The sequence below is a fragment of the Vibrio sp. E150_011 genome (assembly GCF_053544015.1).
In genome coordinates this window covers 259,001-277,072 of sequence record NZ_JBHFOL010000004.1, presented here as the reverse complement: position 1 = coordinate 277,072, position 18,072 = coordinate 259,001, and the positions used below count along the sequence as shown (strand labels likewise).

Annotated in this window: 17 protein-coding genes; 5 read left to right on the top strand and 12 right to left on the bottom strand. The window is 44.2% G+C overall.

What is annotated here, in order from left to right; all coding sequences use genetic code 11:
- The first annotated feature begins 183 nt into the window (after positions 1-183).
- Together napG and napH are read left to right on the top strand one after the other, a co-directional pair.
- Positions 184-981 carry a ferredoxin-type protein NapG gene (napG, locus tag ACE1OE_RS09600; RefSeq protein ID WP_372061039.1) on the top strand — a complete coding sequence of 266 codons (798 nt, stop codon included), beginning with the start codon at positions 184-186 and terminating at the stop codon, positions 979-981.
- Entirely contained in the window at positions 981-1,847 is an 867-nt protein-coding gene (gene napH, locus ACE1OE_RS09595) for a quinol dehydrogenase ferredoxin subunit NapH (RefSeq protein ID WP_449210867.1), read from the top strand. The genes napG and napH overlap by 1 nt, the downstream gene beginning before the upstream one ends.
- On the opposite strand, the gene ACE1OE_RS09590 is transcribed toward napH, so the two are convergent.
- The 3 genes from ACE1OE_RS09590 to ACE1OE_RS09580 all read right to left on the bottom strand — a co-directional run bounded on the left by ACE1OE_RS09590 (position 1,844) and on the right by ACE1OE_RS09580 (position 4,928).
- Positions 1,844-2,302, bottom strand: a complete 459-nt coding sequence (locus tag ACE1OE_RS09590) for a hypothetical protein (RefSeq protein ID WP_449210866.1) — start codon at positions 2,300-2,302, stop codon at positions 1,844-1,846. The genes napH and ACE1OE_RS09590 overlap by 4 nt on opposite strands.
- 37 nt (positions 2,303-2,339) lie before the next feature.
- Complete coding sequence (locus tag ACE1OE_RS09585; protein WP_449210865.1) at positions 2,340-2,942, bottom strand: 2OG-Fe(II) oxygenase; 603 nt, start codon at positions 2,940-2,942, stop codon at positions 2,340-2,342.
- A gap of 174 nt (positions 2,943-3,116) precedes the next feature.
- Complete coding sequence (locus ACE1OE_RS09580; protein ID WP_449210864.1) at positions 3,117-4,928, bottom strand: trans-sulfuration enzyme family protein; 1,812 nt, start codon at positions 4,926-4,928, stop codon at positions 3,117-3,119.
- A 161-nt stretch (positions 4,929-5,089) separates the two neighbouring features.
- Here ACE1OE_RS09580 and ACE1OE_RS09575 point away from each other — a divergent pair, with 161 nt between their 5' ends.
- Positions 5,090-5,545, top strand: coding sequence for an Lrp/AsnC family transcriptional regulator (locus ACE1OE_RS09575; RefSeq protein WP_449210863.1), 456 nt, complete (start codon positions 5,090-5,092; stop codon positions 5,543-5,545).
- A gap of 213 nt (positions 5,546-5,758) precedes the next feature.
- On the opposite strand, the gene ACE1OE_RS09570 is transcribed toward ACE1OE_RS09575, so the two are convergent.
- From ACE1OE_RS09570 to ACE1OE_RS09545, 6 genes are all read right to left on the bottom strand, one after another.
- Positions 5,759-6,169, bottom strand: coding sequence for a phosphate ABC transporter substrate-binding protein (locus ACE1OE_RS09570; protein ID WP_372061031.1), 411 nt, complete (start codon positions 6,167-6,169; stop codon positions 5,759-5,761).
- Between the two features lie 10 nt (positions 6,170-6,179).
- Positions 6,180-7,313, bottom strand: coding sequence for a hypothetical protein (locus ACE1OE_RS09565; RefSeq protein ID WP_449210862.1), 1,134 nt, complete (start codon positions 7,311-7,313; stop codon positions 6,180-6,182).
- A gap of 97 nt (positions 7,314-7,410) precedes the next feature.
- The gene (locus tag ACE1OE_RS09560; protein WP_449210917.1) at positions 7,411-8,877 is read right to left on the bottom strand and encodes a methyl-accepting chemotaxis protein; all 1,467 of its coding nucleotides are present in this window, start codon (positions 8,875-8,877) and stop codon (positions 7,411-7,413) included.
- A gap of 587 nt (positions 8,878-9,464) precedes the next feature.
- Positions 9,465-10,793 carry an anaerobic C4-dicarboxylate transporter gene (locus ACE1OE_RS09555; protein ID WP_449210861.1) on the bottom strand — a complete coding sequence of 443 codons (1,329 nt, stop codon included), beginning with the start codon at positions 10,791-10,793 and terminating at the stop codon, positions 9,465-9,467.
- Between the two features lie 362 nt (positions 10,794-11,155).
- Positions 11,156-11,644, bottom strand: coding sequence for a DM13 domain-containing protein (locus ACE1OE_RS09550; protein WP_102468079.1), 489 nt, complete (start codon positions 11,642-11,644; stop codon positions 11,156-11,158).
- 142 nt (positions 11,645-11,786) lie between these two features.
- Positions 11,787-12,632, bottom strand: a complete 846-nt coding sequence (locus ACE1OE_RS09545) for a LysR family transcriptional regulator (RefSeq protein ID WP_449210860.1) — start codon at positions 12,630-12,632, stop codon at positions 11,787-11,789.
- Between the two features lie 423 nt (positions 12,633-13,055).
- On the opposite strand from ACE1OE_RS09545, the gene ACE1OE_RS09540 reads away from it, so the two are divergent.
- Positions 13,056-13,952, top strand: a complete 897-nt coding sequence (locus ACE1OE_RS09540) for a DMT family transporter (protein WP_449210859.1) — start codon at positions 13,056-13,058, stop codon at positions 13,950-13,952.
- A 174-nt stretch (positions 13,953-14,126) separates the two neighbouring features.
- Positions 14,127-14,924 (top strand): hypothetical protein, encoded by a 798-nt coding sequence (locus tag ACE1OE_RS09535; RefSeq protein ID WP_449210858.1) that lies wholly within the window; start codon positions 14,127-14,129, stop codon positions 14,922-14,924.
- A gap of 166 nt (positions 14,925-15,090) precedes the next feature.
- On the opposite strand, the gene ACE1OE_RS09530 is transcribed toward ACE1OE_RS09535, so the two are convergent.
- From ACE1OE_RS09530 to ACE1OE_RS09520, 3 genes are all read right to left on the bottom strand, one after another.
- Positions 15,091-15,771, bottom strand: a complete 681-nt coding sequence (locus tag ACE1OE_RS09530) for a hypothetical protein (protein WP_449210857.1) — start codon at positions 15,769-15,771, stop codon at positions 15,091-15,093.
- 278 nt (positions 15,772-16,049) lie between these two features.
- The gene (locus ACE1OE_RS09525; RefSeq protein WP_449210856.1) at positions 16,050-17,081 is read right to left on the bottom strand and encodes an HlyD family secretion protein; all 1,032 of its coding nucleotides are present in this window, start codon (positions 17,079-17,081) and stop codon (positions 16,050-16,052) included.
- A complete protein-coding gene (locus tag ACE1OE_RS09520) occupies positions 17,081-17,536 on the bottom strand; it encodes a magnesium transporter (RefSeq protein ID WP_449210855.1) in 456 nt (151 codons plus the stop codon). The genes ACE1OE_RS09525 and ACE1OE_RS09520 overlap by 1 nt, the downstream gene beginning before the upstream one ends.
- Between the last annotated feature and the right edge of the window lie 536 nt (positions 17,537-18,072).

Here is an 18,072-nt window from a genome sequence, read left to right as displayed (position 1 = left end):
TGTGGTCCGTAGCGTTGCTCCTCTATTTACAAAAATGTCATGAATGTGATCGCGATGCCTGCTTTGGTTTGACGTAAATCAACCAATGTTGCGTATAACTCAAAAGGGTAATGTCAATTACCTAATTCCACATTAAATTTAAGGGATATGTGATTAATACCTGCCTATTTATAGCGTTTGTTTATGAATGGGCTCAGTCGAGGCATTGTTATGTCGAAATCAAAAACGTCGGAAGCTCGCAGACGATTTCTAAGGGATGCAGCCAGAACGGCAGTAGGTGTTGGGGCGGCGGCAACTCTGCTCGGCCTCCAATCAAAGCAAGGACAAGCACACACCAGTGGAGGCGTACCCATTCGACCTCCTGGAGCATTAGAGGGCAACCAATTTGACCAAGCTTGCTTGCGTTGCGGGTTGTGTGTCCAAGCGTGCCCTTACGATACTCTGAAGCTAGCCACGCTTCTTTCACCGGTTGCATCTGGAACGCCTTACTTTACCGCCCGCACGATTCCTTGTGAAATGTGTGATGATATCCCGTGTGTGGTGGCTTGCCCTAGCGGCGCCTTAGACCATAGCCTAACGAATATTGATGACTCTCGAATGGGACTGGCTGTGCTGATTGATCACGAAGAGTGTTTGAACTGGCAAGGCTTGCGGTGTGACGTGTGTTATCGAGTGTGCCCATTGATTGATGAAGCCATCACATTGGAACCTATCAGGAATCAGCGCACAGGATACCACGCTAAGTTTATTCCGACCGTGCATTCGGATGCTTGTACAGGGTGTGGGAAATGTGAGCAAGCCTGTGTGACGGAAATTCCAGTGATTAAAGTCGTACCGATTGAACTCGCAAAAGGTTATATGGGCGATCACTATCAATTAGGTTGGGAAGAAAAGGTAGAGCTCAGAGATGGGCAGTTCCCAGACACGCCAGCGATTGCACCAAGCGAACACATCCGAATTAACGATGGAGGTCGCAAGTAATGGCAAAGAATTTAGCGAAAGATGCAGGAAAAGAGGCGATTGTCGCGCTGGGTTGGTGGAAAGCTCATCGATTTTTACTGCTAAGACGTTTATGTCAGTTGAGCATCATTGGGTTGTTTATGCTTGGCCCAACCTTGGGGATATTAAAGGGGAACCTGTCTTCAAGCATACTGTTTGATACTATTCCTCTAAGCGATCCTTTGTTGGTTCTGCAAATAATGGCGACGGGGCATTGGCCTGAGGTTAATGCACTCATTGGTGTTGCCATTGTCGTGATATTTTATGCGGTTCTAGCACCAAGGGCGTTTTGTGCTTGGGTGTGTCCATTGAATTTGGTGACGGATCTCGCAGCGTGGATGCGTAGAAAGCTCAATTTAAAAACGAGTTACAAGTGGTCAGCAAAACTTCGCTATTGGTTAATCCCAGTGCTACTGCTTGGGAGTGCAGTGTCGGGCTCTTTGCTCTGGGCGTGGGTCGATCCTGTCGCGACGCTACACCGCGGGTTGGTGTTTGGCATGGGGGCGGGTTGGGTTGTGATTGCCTTGGTCTTTTTACTTGACCTTGTACTCGTTGAACATGGCTGGTGTGGTCATTTGTGTCCACTTGGCGCTACCTATGGTGTCATTGGCAGTAAAAGCATTATTCGGATTACAGCGACGAATCGAGAGGCCTGTACCAAGTGCATGGACTGCTACAATGTGTGTCCAGAACCAGAGGTATTGAGGCAGCCACTTAAAGAGGGTGACCGTAGAGTAATGAGCCAAGACTGCATTAGCTGTGGCCGTTGCATTGATGTGTGCCCAGAACAAGTATTAGAGTTTCGTTCTAAGCGCAGCATCATTAAATCAATTGACCCAAGTGATTAGGCCGGGTTTTGAGTCATTTTGCAGTGTTCGAAACGCGCGCTATCAGCATCAACCATAAAGCCGTCGGATGAAAACTCTGAACTTAAAACCTCGACAAAATCTTTGTCGATAACATAGCGAACGGTGGTGTGCTTTTTGAACTTGTTATTCATCGTGGCACTGCCGTTAGCGATGAAGACCTGTGTACCAAGAATTTTTCTACTGTCCGTGCGTTTGAGGTCTAAAATAGTCCCTTGTTCCGATAAGGCGTCCGCCGATAGTGTTTCGACGACCATGTTTTTTTTGAACAACTTAATCGTGAGAGACGTATTGTGCTGGGGCTGAACGCCACATTGAATGACGGTAGAAGGGGTATCTGCCGCCGATAAAGAGGCTAAAAGAAGAATTGGCGTAAGCAAATCCATGCCCTCGCGTTGATGAGTAGTGGTGTCAATATACAGGTAAATTATCGACATTTCGAAAATTTACCCATATTTACAATGATTTAATTATTCAGTTTGCGATGTCTAGATAATTATCTTTTACACCGTTGATCCTAAACCACCCTGCAATACTAAATCGTTCACGCTGAGTGGGTAGCACTTCATGAGGAAACTGCTCGGAGAAAAAGACGAGCAACCGGCCGGATTTTGGCGTTACTCGGACCAATTCTTTATCCTCGAGATCATAGACGACCAACTCACCACCATCCTCTTCTGACCACTCATCATTCATGTAAAATACCGTGGTTAATCGACGGTTCTCATTCCCTTGAAAGCAATCGAGATGCTTTTGATAGAAATCACCTTTATTGTATTTGGCAAAATGCGCTTCATATTCAAACAGACCCAAGAAAAAACGTTGGTTAGTTGCTTGGCGAATAACCTCCATCTTGCTCATGAATTGCTGAACAGGTTCACCCAATTCGCAAGTTAGCCAGCATATTTTGTCACTACGAATCGCACTTTCACGCATGACATCTTCATTTCTTCCTATGCAGGCGCTTTTCCAAGTGTCGGGTAAACACCCCTTGAGGGCATCGACTTGTTGGGGTGACAAGAAATTGTCCCAGACGTAATAACCTTGCGAGTCGAGAGTATCAATAAGTGTTTGCATAAAGGGAGAGCACCACGCCAACGGAGAATAGGAGGCGCTTTATAGAGCAATCAGAGTGTTGCTTCAAATACTCTTGTTTGTCGTCACGATTACTGAGATAAAAGCGTGCGAATAACTGGCCGTAAGCGCGGTGAAATAGCAGACGGCCAGCATCGTTACTTCTATGAAATGACGTTACGCTTTTAAGGCTTGAAAGCGTGGCAGACTTTGAGCAAATCGCTGGTGGACATCCATATAGGTTGTTATGTAAATATCATCGATGGTGTCAGGGCATGGAAAACTGGCCGAAAAGTCTGGGTGTTTGCGGTCTAATGAGAGTTTAGCGGCTTCGATGATGTGGGCGATAAACATTCTTGGATCTTCAAGTCCAATTGAAATACGCATTGTTGTCGGCTTGATTCCTGATTCGTTAAGGGCTTCGTCACTTAGCTCGGAATGAGTGGTGAGCGCTGGACATAGCGCGACAGTGTTGGTCTGTCCTAAGCTAACTTGCATGCCTATTGCCGGCTCAAGCATATCAAAGAATTGTTTGAACACGTCTCGGTTGATTGGTTCTCGGTTACCATTGCCCTCCATATCGATGGTAAAGAGTGCGGCGGGTAAGCCAAGGTGCATGTTTTTTTGACAGTGTTCGTAGTTATCACTGCTTGGTAGGGCAGGACAAGAGACATTAATGTCTGGGTGGGCATCAAAAATAGTGGCAAGGGCGAGGGTGTTAATGGTTTTCTGAATCACACGCATCTCATAGGTTTTCATGCCATTTAATACTTCGAATGCTTTGTCTGCGTCAAGGAATGCCCCTTTGATATAGTAGACATTCCAAAACAGCGTCTCATTCCACGGGATCGTAACAAGATCGCCATTGGGCTTGGTGAACGCCATATCTTCACCTTTAGGCGCAAACATCGTCTCATTACGTCCTATAACCACACCAGCAGTTGTGGTGCCTGAGCCCGCGAGCTCCTTGGTGTAAGAATGGATGACAAAATCGGGCCTTTCCATGATGTCATCGCGTTTTAGAACCGGGTGTAATAAGGGGGTGCCGACGGTCGAATCTACGATGACGTCCCATCCTCGCAGATGTGATTCCCGACTGATTGCCGCGACATCCAAAACGTACCCATGTGGATTGCAGGGGGACTCGAGGTAGACATAGATTTTTTTACCTCTCGCCAAGCGATCAGCGTAGCGTTCTGTTATGTCATCGAGCCTTTTTGCGAAGGCTTCTCCCGAGTAGCCATCGACCCATTCGACGGCAATGTTGAGATTGGATGATTTCCCAAACCAATCTTCAAGTAATTGGTAAGCACCACCATAGATATTGCGAGAGGAGAGAACAATATCTTCATAGCCAAGCAAGTGGCTAAATACACCATCAATCGCTGCCATGCCAGAGTTAAAGTTCCACGCTAGGTACTCGTTAGCTCGCGATCCCGCCTCTATGTCGACAATATGATTAGCCAACGCAATCGACGTTGGGTTCAATAACCGTGAATAGATATCATGTAAGGGTTCTTTGCCGTTAAACGCGTCTTCAATCCATTCCGTACAGGCAAATAAATAGGTTGCGGTTCTTGTAATCACAGGGCTCGCGGAGAATATCGCCGAGACATTATCGAAGATGGGGTATGCGCCTTTGGAGGCAAAATGACCATTGTTGGTCGCGATGGATTGATAGGTTGCCCGCATCGGATTTTGTAGATTATCTAGGATTTTGGCAATCTGAAATGACAGAAATCGCTTGGCATTAAACCACGCGATTCGGTCACTTTTATCCAGTTCAGAGAGTCCATCGACAGTCAAAGCCCACAGGTCATGGGTTTTATTGTTGGCGGTGTAGAGTGTGGTGGCCAGTTCGACCAGTGCGGTGCCGTATTCGGAGTTGGGGTCGATTCCAAAGTGTTGGGCTTGTTCGACAGCAAGTGCTTGGGCTTTTTCATGTTTTGTGGTTTTTCTGAGTGGGCTGAGCTGTGTCGCGATATTCATGTCTGAGTCCTTTTGACGATTCTCCTTAAAGTCTAGAAATTGCCAATGACGAATGATTGCGAGTTTGGTTAATGAGACCTAATCTTGAGCAATATTATTGCGCTTAAATGATTTATATAGTGCATTGGTGCTAAATATTGATGAATTGTGGTGAAAGCAGAATGGATGATATAGATAAAAGAATTTTACGAGAGCTGCAGAGTAATGCGAGATTGAGTAACCAAGACCTTGCCGATCGTGTGTCTTTGTCTCCGTCACCGTGTTTACGTCGTGTACGTGCATTAGAAAAACAAGGCATTATAAAAGGCTACCATGCGAGCGTTGATCAAGAAGCCTGCGGACTGCCGATTACCGTCTTTGTATTGGTAAAGCTAGAAAAGCCGACAGAGGAACAAATGCACAGCTTTGAGCAACATGTTGAGTTGTTGGATGAGGTATTAGAGTGTTTTTTGATGACGGGTAATCATGATTACTTGTTGCATGTGGTCAGTGGTTCATTGAAAACCTATGAGCAATTTATTCGTAAAGAGTTAACTCGATTACCTAACATTGCGGCGATTGAGTCTAGTTTTGCGTTTGGACAGGTGAAAAATAAAACCCGACTGCCTGTTGCTTGATTGCTTTTATGACAGGGAAAAATAGATGGTTCAGGTTCTTTGCATTGGTTGGCTTCGATGAACCCTTCTCGAGTGACATGATATGTCGGTCATTGAGCGCTATGTACGATGTTATGTAAAATAAAAATGGTCAGTGCAAAGCAACTGACCATAAACCGTACGAGTTAATCGTTAGAGTGCACTCTAAAACGTTAACCTGTGAACACTCACGAATTAGTACTTAAACAGTACTTTTACGCCGTCGGTAAGTGCCGACTCATCAATGTAGCCGATAGCATTGGCATCAGCGGCAACGGTGCTGACAACCGCCCCGAAGTCAGCAACCTGTACTGGCGCTTCGGCTTTACCGGTAAAGACAAGACGTGACCATGCTGATTGCAGTTGCGACTCAGAGCGACCAGTTGCGGCATCGTGAAAGGCGATACGTTGTGCGTCACCATCGTTGAGCTCAACTAAGTTGGCGGTTTGACCATTGCTAAGTTGAGTCTTCTTGCCTAAAAAGAGCTGTTTAACTTCACCACTTGATAAAGCATCCACGCCTGCGGGGTTGCCAATGACCACAAAGCCCGCTTGGGCGTTAAGAGACAATAAGCTTGTAAGCACTAAGGCTGTAATTTTTTTCATGAATTTCTCCTTAGAATACGAAGTCTACAGTTGCTGAATAAACCAACGAGCTATTTTCGTTGAATGAGTCGCCAGTGGCATTAATGTTGCCGATCAAGCCACCAGAAGTGTCGCGGTAATCGACGTACGTGACATCAAGTTTAAGCGCCATGTTCTGAGCAAAATCCCAACGAGTACCTGCTGAATAGGATAAGCGCTCAAAGTTATTTAGAGTTTGCTCACCGACTGGCGCATTGTCACGTTCATCGTCATCTGTGGTTTTATTCCAACCCATTGCAAAGTATGGCATCACACTATCAATACGATATCCGATTAATCCAGACACAGCACGAACGTCTGAATATCGCCCTTCCATCTTCATTTCCATTGCTTCGATAACGCCAAGTAAGCTTCCGTTATCGTATTGAGCACCGATAGAAGCGAACGATGCTTTTTTGTCGTCCAAAATGCCTTCGACATATGCTTTTGTTTGGTCACTATCCATTGGTGGAATTTCAAGGTCACCTGGTGCTGAGTAGCTTGTTTTTGTCGATACATAAGAGCCGCGGAAGGTAAAGTCATCTACGTACCAAAGGGCAGTTAAACCAACAGTTTGGTTAAGATCAACCTCACCCCAAGTAGAATCACGTTCTTCTACCTGCGAAACGCCCGCAAAAGGTTGCAGTTGCAGTGTGGTTTCGCCGATAGAAAAAGGAATTAAAAGATCCGCACCCGTGTAACTGTTGACAATGATGTGCTCGTAAACCTCTTGAGAAGGACGAATCATTGGATAGGCATAACCTACATCGAGGTAATCAGAGTACATGAAAAGCGGGGTACGCATTTTACCTGCACGGGCAGTAAAGCCATCGAATTTGTACGATAGGTACGCCACTTCGATGGTTGGCTCGAAGTCATAGCGTCCATTAGCGACAAGTTGTGTGGTGAACTTGGCTTTGTCGTTGATATCAAAGTCAAACTGAATTCCAGCGATGGTATCTTGCTTGGTATCGAAGCGTTCGCTGGTGTAACCAGCGTATCCAGCATCGTTGTTTGATTTACCAATACCAACAGAACCAAAACCACTAATTTTTAGATCATCCAAACTGGCAGCGCTAGCGCCAAAGGAAAGCGCGATTAGAGAAGCAACCACTGTTTTTTTCATTACAAACTCCATAAGTAACGTATTTTCTTTTTATTTAGGCAAAACAAACCCCTCTCATGCCAATATTGGAATGAGAAAGGGATTTAAAAATAGGGATTTAGCTGACTTTAAAGCGACCCGTCAACTGATTTAAATTGCTTGTGATAGTGTTCATTTCCAGAGCTACTTGATTGACGTGTTCGACGGATTCTGAGGTCGATTTTGCCATCTGAGAAATGTCACCAATGACTTCTTGTATGCGAGATGACGAGTTTTCTTGTTGCTCGGTAGCACTCGCAATACTTTCGTTTCGTTCGTTGATCTCGACCATGTCCGTCGTGATTTGGCGCAGAGATTGCTCCGCGACAAGGGATTGTTCAACACAGGCTTCTGCTTTTTCGGCACTCTCGGCAATGATGGTTGCAGCCGTGCGCGTCTGATCTTGCAGTTGTACCAAGACTTGCTGAATCTCTTGCGTTGAGGTTTGTGTTCGGGATGCTAGCGTTCTTACTTCATCAGCAACGACTGCGAACCCTCGGCCTTGTTCACCCGCGCGAGCAGCTTCTATAGCAGCATTTAATGCCAGCAGGTTGGTTTGCTCGGCAATAGAGCTGATAGAGTCAAGGATAGAGCCTGCACTTTGTGCATTAGTGTCAAGCTGACGTACAACATCAGAGGCTGAACGAACATCTATCGTTAGGTTTTGAACGGATTGAATGGTCTGATTAACTTGCTGTTCACCACGTTGTGCTTGAATATTGGCACTTTGCGCCGATGCGACGGTATCGTTCGCATTCATGGCGATGTGTCTGACACCCTCAAACATTTGGTTAAGCGATTCAGTTGCTTCGTCGACAGCAAGGTGCTGCTTTGTTGTGAGTTGATTCGAGTCTTGACAAGATTGCACCAGTGTATTGGCAATGGTATTTAAACCTTGGACGTTTTCAATTGTTGCCGTTACGTTTTGTTGTAACTGTTCGACAAAACTATTAAACGAATGGGCAAGTTGCGCGAGTTCATCACGTTTATTATGAACGAGTCGAACGGTTAAATCACCGTCACCTTCAGCGATATCACGCATCTTATCACTGATATTCTTAAGGTCATTACGAATACCTTGTACAACAAAGAACCCAAATATACTGAGCAATGCCAAAGCAATGCCACCAATTAATAACATATAACGTTGAGATTGAGCATTTTCATTTTCTAAGGTTTGAACAATAAACTCAAACTCATCAGAACGCTGTTCTCGAAATTCGATCATATCATTAGATAAGGTTTCTAATGTCTTATTGTTTGCTGCCGCTAGTGATGCAGCACGAGATAAATCTAACGTTCCTTCTATCATTTTAAATGCAACATCATGCGTACCATTGTAATATTTATTGGCAGCTTGCTCTAAGCGCTGTACTGATAATGAAAGCGAAGGCTGTAAGAGCTTTTGTTGTTTAAAGTTAGCCAGTAAATTATCAAAAGTTAGTTTATTTTGCTCAAGTAACTCTTCATCACCAAGCGTAACGGCGAGGTTAAATCGCTCGGCGATTTGATCTAAAATGACCGTATTGAGTGTAGCTGAGCTCATTATTGGATAATAACTATCCTTTAACTGTGCTACTAGTTGAGTATTTGAGGTTAAGGTTTTATTACCAACGGTAAATATACTCGCAATACCGATGACCGCTAATACGCAGAGAAGCGTGATTTTGTTTTTAATAGACAGCATAGAGATAACATCCGACAGTATTTATTTTTATATTCCTTTATCGGCAAATCTATCAGAAAATTTATAGTTTTGACTCTAAATTTACACTTTTTTTCGAATTATTTGTTAGGGGCGATGTCAGAATGATATATTTTAATTTGAGCAACGCTTGTATTTTATAAAATCAATATTCCCCTTGAGTTATTTTATAAAGGTGATGTTGATTAACGTGGAGTCATTCAATTAAATAAACAATGTCAAAAAGTATAAATATTAAATTTTTTTTGCATAAATAAGATGAGTGGTCCGATAGACGATGCCATATTTAATGTTGATAGTTAAACTTTAAGTAGTGATTAATGTTGATATTAATATTTATAATAATAGCTAATGACTCATTCCTTTTAATCATTAGCTATATTATTTTGATGAAGTGAAATTATTGTTCACTATTGTCAATAGTGAGTTTAGCCAATCACTATTTGACCCAACACATAACCGGCGCAGCACGCTGAAATCACACCAATGAGACCAACACTCATGAAAGAGTGGTTGAAATACCATTTACCAATCTTTGTGGTTCCCGATGAATCAAAGTTCACAGTCGCAATGTCTGATGGGTAGTTTGGAATGAAGAAATACCCATAAACGGCAGGCATGAGACCGATCAATAGCGCAGGTTCTAAACCCAACGCTAGTCCGACAGGCAGCATCATCCTGGCTGTAGCAGCTTGTGAATTGACGACGACCGAAACGGTAAATAACGCCAGTGCAAAGGTCCATGGATAATCGGTAACCATACCTACGATGCCAGATTTAAACTGGGGCATGGCATACTGGAAATACGTATCGGACATCCAAGCAATACCAAAAATGGCGATCGCGGCAACCATACCTGACTTAAATACGACGCCGTTAGGCACTAAGCGTGGGTCGGTGTTGGTTGCCAGTAAGATAATTCCGCCAAAGCAGAGCATCATCATTTGAATAATGACCGACATGCTGATGGGTTTACCGCCGTCGGTGATTGTGCGCAATTCTGGCACCATAGCGATGATAACGATGACAACGATCGAGAAAAGAAAGATGAGTACAGAGTTTCGGGCGGACTTAGGTAGCACTTCATCCAATGATGTCGCGGTAGTATTCAAAATACGCTCGCGCCATTCAGGGTCTTTCAGGCGTGCTTGGTATTCTGGATCATCGTCTAGTTCTTTGCCTCGTTTCATACTGTACAACGACATTAGCAATGTACCAAACAAGGTTGCAGGTACTGTGACCATCAGAATTGACAGCAGGGTAATGCTAGTTTGAATCTCTGCAAGTTGGGCGAGGTAATACACGACGGCAGCAGAAATAGGCGAAGCGGTAATCGCAATTTGAGAGGCGACAGAAGATGCCGCCATTGGGCGCTCTGGGCGTATACCATTTTTAAGCGCGACGTCACCAATGATTGGCATGATGGAGTAAACGGCATGTCCGGTGCCCAGCAAAAAAGTCATGCTGTAGGTGACGAAAGGGGCAATGAGTGTCACTCGTTTAGGATTTTTTCGTAGCAACCGCTCGGCAACTTGCAGCATGTATTTGAGACCACCTGCCGCTTCCAGTATGGATGCACACGTAACAACAGCCAAGATGATAAGCATGACAGTAACGGGGGGCGACGTAGGGGGCATTTTGAAGATAAAGACTTCAATTGTCAGACCAATGCCTGACACCACGCCAAGACCAATACCACCCTTTCTCGAGCCGATGTAGAGCATGGCGAGTAAGAATAGAAACTCTAGGTATAACATCACAATTTCCTTATTTACATTTTGTAACAGTGACGTAATTATCCTTTATTATATTGTGGTTAATTGAACGGAAGATCACATAACTTATTGAATAAGATTCGAAAATTTATTTTTCTATGTTGGATCACTGTATGGCTGGTATTCGTGATTGAGGTGTAAATTGGATGTGAATAATTCGAGGCCGTTACGTTGCATTACTGATAGGGATAGAGGTAAGAAGCCTGCAGAAGTTGGTCCTGCAGGACGGTAACATAGTAAGGGCTTCAATAACGGGTATTTTGCGTCGTAGGGTCATGAGTTTGCAACTGTCCCTGCGATGCGTGTTTACAACGTTATTGATTCACCGCTCACTGAATATTCACTTACTGAAGAGGGGAGTCCTTAGATGTGAGTTCGGCCGAGGTAATAAATTCACCAAACGTTTCACACCAAATCACAGCCGTATTGAAATCCGATAGATCTGTGCCACTGGGCAGAGGAAGAAGGAAGCGGTCAAAGGTTTTGATATCACCGATTCGTACCATTGTGGCTTTGTGTTTATTAAAATCGTCTTCGGTTTCCACAAAGGTGGGAGAAAGGTAAAGTTTGTAATCGGGCCCAGGGGCGAGTTCACCCATGAACATGACTGAGTCCTGCGTCAAGGCGATATCACCCTCTCCCCAATGGAAGAAGTCGCTGTCTTCCCGCTCTTTATCAAAGCGACCGGTTAAGGCTACCTGATTTGATTGATAAGAGATGGCGTCAATATTGGGGGAGTCAGGTTGTATTAAAATCGGTAGCACATAGATACCTAACATAAATCCCGCGAATAATGTGCCGAGATGGCTGAACAGCAAAATCACTCGTTTCAAAACTACACTCCAATCGTTAACTGATATTCATACGCAAGTTAGGCATGCGCCTGTTCTTAAACCTTAGTCCATATCATGCGAATGTACTTCATCAATTTATCGTTCAGGTTTTACTCTTATCTTGTTGGTGGCGCGCATCTGTTTATCGGTATTGATTGTTTTGGATGATGTGCTTAATGTTTTGACGAATCAGCTTGTGTTGCTCGTCATTTAGGAAGCGTCGATGATAGATCATTCGAAACTGTAAGTTGCGCATTGGAAACGGTATTTCCAAGACCTTGAGCTTGAGAATAGGTGCCATGTGTTTTGCTAGTGATACGGTCGAAGCGCCAATTAAATTGGTGGTCGCGGCTAACGACAGCATACTGGATATGGAACCTGTTTCTGCTTTAACGCGGCGGTTCGGCACAGGCTTTTCTGCCAGGAATTCAAGCATGATGACATCATTTCGTCGCAGTTTTAATCCGATATGTTCCAACTCAAAGTATTGTTCGAATGATAAGGAATCCCCAACTTCAGGGTGATCACTTCGACATACACATACGACGGGTTCACTAAAAAGATCCTCGACGATATGAGACTGACTAATGCTGGTGGCGACGTCGATGACCAAGTCAATTTTTTGAGAGTCAATATCAGCCAACAATTGTGACTCACTGAGAGGGGGCTCTTGAAAGGAGATACCCGCAATATCACAAACAAGATGCATCAGACTTTCATTGCAATACACCTTCGTCATGTCTTTATTTTGTTCAATGGTTTCGAGTACCGCTAGTGGGGTTTGAATTTTGTTGGCGAGCGCAACTGCGGCGCCTGTAGGCGCGATGCCTCTTCCCGAACGGATAAACAAGGCTTTGCCAACCACGCCCTCTAATCTTTTTAATGCGGCGCTGACCGCCGGTTGTGTTAGCTCAAGCTGTTCTGCGGCCAGAGTGATAGAACAGTGCTTATAAACCGCTTGAAACGTAGTGAGTAGATTGAGATCCATAACGTGTTGCTGCTCCATAGGATGAGGGGTTTTACGGTCAAAATATGAGCGAACGATTCTACAGCGAACGACATTTTTATTAACTAATTAGCCATCAACAATACGGTGACGACGGATATCTGTGAGCGCACTAGAACGCTGGATTAGTGATATATCTACATAGCATCGCTATCGTGATTGTTCTTTTAGCACTATGCTTTTTTGGAGTATCAACATACCTATTTTAAGCATCATTAATAGTAGTATAAAAGGCTAATGGTCTGTGTTCTAACGATAAAATTTATGCTACCAAAGCATAGTGATGTGTCAATGGTTGAGGCTGATTGGAAGTGTTGCAAGTAAAATCTGAGATGAACAAATTGATTGTAGTTTCACTTTTGTTGCCTCACAGTGGCGTTTAATGGAATTTTTAGAGAGCAGGTCATGGATTTTGCCAGTTTTGTACGCCTTTTTGTTCTAGCCGCCATCTGGGGTGGCTCATTTTTGTTTATGAGACTTGCCGCTAACGTCATGGGCCCAGCAATCCTCATTGAAGCGAGGGTGTTGTTCGCAGCACTAGCGTTACTTTTAGTGGGTGTCTATCTGAAAAAAAAGCTGGAGTTTGTTCGATACCGGCGTCACTTCTTCACCATCGGCTTGTTTAACTCTGCATTACCCTTTCTTCTTTTTGCCTATGCGGCTCAAACCTTGAATGCGTCAACCTTGGCAATACTGAATTCAACCGCACCCATCTGGGGGGCGATTATCGGCGTATTTTGGCGTAAAGCGCCGCTGACTAAATCGGGTGTGCTCGGATTATGTGTCGGGGTGATTGGTGTCGTTGTGCTCGTGGGGTGGGATGCAGGACGAATCGGACAAGAAGCGGCGCTACCCATTCTAGCCAGTATTATGGCCGCCTGTAGTTATGGTATCGCGACTAATTATGCTAAAAGTGCCCCGTCTATCTCTTCGTTTAATAACGCACATGGCAGCATGTGGGCGGCCTGTTTAATTGTCTTACCGTTGGTGCCATTTGTCCCGATGCGAGGGGAACCCACAAGCGATATCTGGTTAGCGGTTGTTTTACTCGGTGTGGTGTGTACGGGTGCGGCGTATTTATTGTATTTTCGTCTAGTGAACGATGTGGGACCTTCTTCTGCGTTGTCAGTGACCTTCTTGGTCCCTATGTTTGGTATTTTGTGGGGTAATTTGTACCTAGATGAGCCAGTGGGCGTGAATACGGTTGTAGGGGCATTGTTGGTGATCACCGGAACGATGTTAGTGACGGGCTTTTCATTTTCTACATTTAAAAATAACATAAAAAATAAAGCTAAGTCCTGATGGTATAAGGATTAAGCTACGGTCAAGACTCAAAATGTAATGAACACTATAACCCTTGGTTAATTGAGGTTAACGAGACGTCCTTTTAGGCTGCACGCGCGCTAAATGGACAGGGCGTTGTTTTAACTTGTTTATATCTGCTGGACGCGGATGTAAATCATAAGGTGATAGTTAATGCGTGCAAATACTTCAATTTTAGCCTCAGCAATCGTTGCGGCTTTTTCTTTTTCTGCAATCGCGTCTGAATCTGAAGCCACTCAAGTACAAGATATGTCTGACCCGTTAGCCGTTTATACCCAAGCGGGTGCGGGTATTTCGGATAAAGGTATCAACGTAAAAGTTGGCCAAGTCTACGATACGGGCAATCCTGATACCATGGCGATGAACATTCTTGAGGTGAAGGGTGTAGCGGGTGAATGGCTTGGTTGGACTGGCACTGGTGACCGCGATAATTCCATTGATTCCGTTCGAATCCGAAACTTTAGCGTAGACAAAACAAATGGCCGTGGCTCACAAATTGATGTGAACTACGACGTTGCGCAAGAAAACCTGAATGCGTCATATAGCATCATTCAAGCACTGCCAGCATTTGGTAATCTTAATCTTTACCCCCTAGCAGGCTTGGGCTTAAATGTTCGTAATGGGGAATTCCCTGGATATGGTGAGATTGAGCAGCAAAATATTGGCTATACAATTCCAGGCACCTATGCCGTTGTCGGTGCTTACACTAAGTATGCCATTACCGACAAGATCTGGCTCAACTATAACCCGATGTGGTTGACCACAATCTCGGGATCCAAGTCGTATGTAGATAATGCATATGGACAAGGTCAGAGCTCAATTTTTACCAATGAATTTGCCGTGTCTTATCAGATTACAGGGCGTGCCAATGTTCGTTATTTTGCAAACTGGACACAAAATCAGAGCTATTTTGAGGGCGACCAACGGGTTGAGTTTAACTACCAGTTTTAACGTTTAGATAGTGCTGGCTTAGGCTTGAATACAGGGAGGTGTTCTTGCAGGTAATAGCGATTGAGTAGTGTGGAAACAGTGATATTCAATCCTTCGAATATCGACGGTTTTCTTTTTTGGCTATTGAGCCACTCAGTTAGGATGACCTAAGTAAGTTTGTAAGAGATTAGAACGGGAAAATAACACCCACTTTACCGTATGTATTGCGAGTATCTGTACCGAATGCGCCTTCATTGCCGACTTCTACATAAGGCACCATGTTTTGGATGTCAGTGAAGGTTGCACGTAGTTCAACGTTGTAGGTGGTGTCTTTGTTTTTATCACCCGTGATTGCTTTGTCGTTGCTTTCTTTCTGGCCAACGACTTTTGCGTTGAAGTACATACGCTCAGTGACTTGCTTACCTGCGGCAAGGTCAAAACGGTAAACATCGCTGCGCTCTTTGCCTTTCCCTGAATTTAGGTCAGTATCTTTACGAAGACGTAGTGACGAGTCAAATAGGTCTGCTACGTTACCACCAACAGTCACACCAAACTTGTTTTGGTCATTTGCAGGGTCTTGACGACTTTTCTTGTCAACAAACTCGTATTCGCCTTTCAACCAAAAGTTAGTGAAGTCATGCTTGTAGTTAACGTTGTATTCATTTTCGAAATTCGCTTTACGTTTCGCTGATGCGCCAAAGCCCTCATAACCAACAAATGCTTTGATACCAGAACCGTTGCTTGTGGTGTATTCCGTTTGACCATTTACGAACTTAGCGTCTAATTCTACGCCACCTGAGAGACCTTCAGCCATAACATTGGTTGCAAATACCGATGTTAATGCGAGAACGATTGCTGTTTTTTTCATGTTAGTTACCTTTATTTTTATTAGTCCACTGATTTGGAACGCGGCTAAGGTAACGGGAATGTTGAATAGTTCTAAGTTACTTTGTATGTGGTTTTCGAATAGATTGATGGTAGTCGATGAGTACAAGAAAGGTCGGGTGATTAGATGTGGGTTTGTTGATCAGTAGACGTAAAAAAAGCACCGCACATAAATGCGGTGCCTTGAGCCCAAACGCCTGTTCCAGAACCATACAGAGTTCAAATTTTTTTGTGGGCTCCAAAGGGTCAATCGATAGTGGTCTAAAACGCGTTCAAGTAAGCCTTTAGCGCCTTAAGACGAACGGTTGCTCCACCAATAATGTCCATAAATCCGAGTTTTGTTGACGGTTTTTCTGCTGATACCCAGCCTGAGCCTGTGGCACCTAGAGGGACGGTATAGCCCTCTGGTTCATCAAATTCAATGACAATAGTACGACCATGTGAACCTGCATTGTTACCAACGTGCTGGCGAACCTGTTGGCTTGAACCTATTGAAGAGACCGTGGCTTCTCCGGTGTTGCTTGTGATGCTATGCACTCGACCTCTAAAAATTTCTCCAGGGTGTGAGTTAACAAAAAACTCAGCAAACTGTCCTTCTTTGATGTGGCGATACGTCTGATCGCTGACACGCATCTCGACAAATTTACGATCGGTATCGTAAAGGAATAAGTTACCAGTACGGGATCCTTCGGCGATGTTGATCACGCCGACAATACCATCAAATGGAGCACGCACCTGATTTCGATCATTGAGCCATTCTGTTTGATTGATCTTTGCTGTGATGCCGTCGGCGTCAGAATGCGCGGCCATTAAATCAGCGTTTCCTTTTTGGATCTTGGTGTAAAGCTCATCTCGCTCTTGCTCTGAGCTGAATTCATCAAGCCTGACTAAACGCTGGTGGTTCTTTTTATCAATAGTGATTTGTTCTTCGATGCTAATAATACGGTGGTGACTGGCGATCAAACTTGAACGTAAGCTTTTTATCTCTTCATCCGTGTCTTCAGACTCTAACGTATACAATAGGTCGCCTTTTTTGACGCTTTGGTTATGGGTGACATAAATATCTTTCACCTGTTGCCCAAACAAAGGGCTCAATACGGCGTGAGGGGCCTTTACCGTGGTACTGTCAGTTAAATCAGCAGGCGACCAAAATCGGTGTGCCGTAAAGAGCATGAAGGCAATAAATGCCCCAACACCAACGCTGATCACTGCATTTCTTAGTGTCCATTTGATGACGCCAAGTTTGACGAGTAACCAGATGATGAGTACATAAGGGAGCATGATTTCTTTCATTACACTTCCTCCTTTTTGTTACCGTGAATGCCAATGTTTATGACATGGCTTATCGCTTTGCCGACGGCTTCCCAGTTGGTAAAGGCAATGATGATGGCTAACACCCACCAAAGCTTATCGATGAACAAGCCACAGAGCGATAACGCGAACACGAGATTGGCATGTGCGCTCTGCATGTATTGACTGCGATGCACCGCAACTTCATGCAACTGCCACAGCAGATACAGTACGTAACCGATAATCGACAGCGTAATGACAAAGATCATGCCCATAAAAATTTCAGAATTGAGCAGCCCGATAATGTTTGGTTCACCATTGGTAAAGTGCTCTGGTGGCAGGGTTTGTCCGTGAATGGTTGAGAGCAAGGAGAATGCGTAGCTCAACGAGAGAAAACCACCCACAACGACGATGGCTTTGACGCAAAATCTAAGGGATTTTAGGAAAAATGATTTCATGTTTGATAATCCGTGTTTAGATACAAAAGAAAAAGTCATTGAGAACTTTTTGCGTGAATAGGGGAGTGAGGCAGCGGAATGCGAGCGTTAGCTCGACGGTGCATTGCTATCGTTGAGGTCGTGACAACAATGCTCGCTGGTAAGAGCTCGCACGGATGCAATGAATAAATTTGATTTAATAGTCTGAGCATAGTTCTTCTTAGTTCAGGCTATCCTTAGCGTAAGAGTAAAGTGGTCAAACACGCATTGAATCGCTAATTACAGGCGTGTTTTGAAAAGTAGTTCGGTGTGCAATTATCATATTCGAATCATGGTTTTGGATATAGTGGGTCAACTTTGGTTCACACATTAATCAGATTTATGAGTCTATGCCTTCGGTTCAAGCTTCTATATGTAGGCAATGTGATGGCGAATCGTACAAACTGCTCATATGTTCATCAAACGAACGGGTTCTTATGATTTTATCTAACGAAATGCTATACAAGTAAAATATCGTCAGTTAACATTCGTTTGTTCCAGAAAATTGGAACCAAATG

Coding starts and splice junctions, on each gene's coding strand:
- ACE1OE_RS09530 (WP_449210857.1), bottom strand. CDS start 15,771: ATGAAAAAAACAGCAATCGTTCTCGCATTAACATCGGTATTTGCAACC.
- ACE1OE_RS09565 (WP_449210862.1), bottom strand. CDS start 7,313: ATGAAAAAAACAGTGGTTGCTTCTCTAATCGCGCTTTCCTTTGGCGCT.
- napG (WP_372061039.1), top strand. CDS start 184: ATGAATGGGCTCAGTCGAGGCATTGTTATGTCGAAATCAAAAACGTCG.
- ACE1OE_RS09535 (WP_449210858.1), top strand. CDS start 14,127: ATGCGTGCAAATACTTCAATTTTAGCCTCAGCAATCGTTGCGGCTTTT.
- ACE1OE_RS09580 (WP_449210864.1), bottom strand. CDS start 4,928: ATGAATATCGCGACACAGCTCAGCCCACTCAGAAAAACCACAAAACAT.
- ACE1OE_RS09585 (WP_449210865.1), bottom strand. CDS start 2,942: ATGCAAACACTTATTGATACTCTCGACTCGCAAGGTTATTACGTCTGG.
- ACE1OE_RS09555 (WP_449210861.1), bottom strand. CDS start 10,793: ATGTTATACCTAGAGTTTCTATTCTTACTCGCCATGCTCTACATCGGC.
- napH (WP_449210867.1), top strand. CDS start 981: ATGGCAAAGAATTTAGCGAAAGATGCAGGAAAAGAGGCGATTGTCGCG.
- ACE1OE_RS09545 (WP_449210860.1), bottom strand. CDS start 12,632: ATGGATCTCAATCTACTCACTACGTTTCAAGCGGTTTATAAGCACTGT.
- ACE1OE_RS09520 (WP_449210855.1), bottom strand. CDS start 17,536: ATGAAATCATTTTTCCTAAAATCCCTTAGATTTTGCGTCAAAGCCATC.
- ACE1OE_RS09540 (WP_449210859.1), top strand. CDS start 13,056: ATGGATTTTGCCAGTTTTGTACGCCTTTTTGTTCTAGCCGCCATCTGG.
- ACE1OE_RS09570 (WP_372061031.1), bottom strand. CDS start 6,169: ATGAAAAAAATTACAGCCTTAGTGCTTACAAGCTTATTGTCTCTTAAC.
- ACE1OE_RS09575 (WP_449210863.1), top strand. CDS start 5,090: ATGGATGATATAGATAAAAGAATTTTACGAGAGCTGCAGAGTAATGCG.
- ACE1OE_RS09560 (WP_449210917.1), bottom strand. CDS start 8,877: ATGAGCTCAGCTACACTCAATACGGTCATTTTAGATCAAATCGCCGAG.
- ACE1OE_RS09590 (WP_449210866.1), bottom strand. CDS start 2,302: ATGTCGATAATTTACCTGTATATTGACACCACTACTCATCAACGCGAG.
- ACE1OE_RS09525 (WP_449210856.1), bottom strand. CDS start 17,081: ATGAAAGAAATCATGCTCCCTTATGTACTCATCATCTGGTTACTCGTC.